Origin of the sequence: Streptomyces sp. P17, assembly GCF_032436805.1 — a bacterium.
GTDB lineage: Bacteria > Actinomycetota > Actinomycetes > Streptomycetales > Streptomycetaceae > Streptomyces.
Window position 1 is genome coordinate 1 of sequence record NZ_JAVRBF010001490.1, and the last position, 235, is coordinate 235.

Genomic DNA, 235 nt, shown 5'->3' on the forward strand with positions numbered 1-235 from the left:
TTGAGATGTATTTGTTGATGATTTCATCATAGCGACCATTTGCTTTTAGTTTAGCTAATCCGGCATTGAAATCTGCTAACAATTCAGCATTCTTGCCTTTAGATACGGCGAAACCATATTGATTGGCTTCCTCCAAGTAATCGGTTAGACGTAGTGGTAAGCTGGCACTCTTAATAGCATAGCCCATAACAGGGTAGTCTTCAAAGGCTGCCACACTGTTGCCACTAATGACATC

Annotated in this window: 1 pseudogene; it reads right to left on the reverse strand. The window is 41.3% G+C overall.

The features are described 5' to 3' along the window. Positions 1-214, reverse strand: a pseudogene (locus RMT89_RS45445) (transporter substrate-binding domain-containing protein); the annotation flags it as partial. Positions 215-235 lie beyond the last annotated feature (21 nt).